Genomic DNA, 404 nt, shown 5'->3' with positions numbered 1-404 from the left:
GGGTGATCGCCGACCGGAGTTCCTCCGGCAGCGCGTTGACGGCCTTCATGACCGTCTGTTCCAGCTCCTGGCGCATCAACTCGCGCTCGGGCGTGTCGGTGTCCCGCAGGCGGGTACCGCTGTCGAACTGCTCGGCGTCACCGATGTCGATGTCATCGGTCGGCGGACGACGATTGTGTGAAGCCAGGTAGTTTTTGGCGGTATTCACGGCGATTCGATGCAACCAGGTTGAGAACTGGGCATCGCCACGGAAACTCCCGATCGCGCGGTAGGCACGGATGAAAGTGTCCTGGGCGACGTCCTGACATTCGCTCCAGTCGGCGATGTAGCGACCGACCAGGGCCACGACCCGATGCTGGTACTTGCGCACCAGGACATCGAACGCGGCACTCTCGCCGTGCTGC

The 404-nt window shown here is 63.4% G+C and carries 1 protein-coding gene; it reads right to left on the bottom strand.

The window, feature by feature from the left end:
- Positions 1-404 (bottom strand): sigma-70 family RNA polymerase sigma factor (locus D7X55_RS47185; protein ID WP_121725801.1); only part of this gene is annotated, 404 nt, incomplete at both ends.

The sequence above is a fragment of the Corallococcus sp. AB049A genome, assembly GCF_003668885.1.
Classification (GTDB): Bacteria; Myxococcota; Myxococcia; order Myxococcales; family Myxococcaceae; genus Corallococcus; species Corallococcus interemptor.
This window is presented reverse-complemented; position numbering and strand designations above follow the sequence as displayed.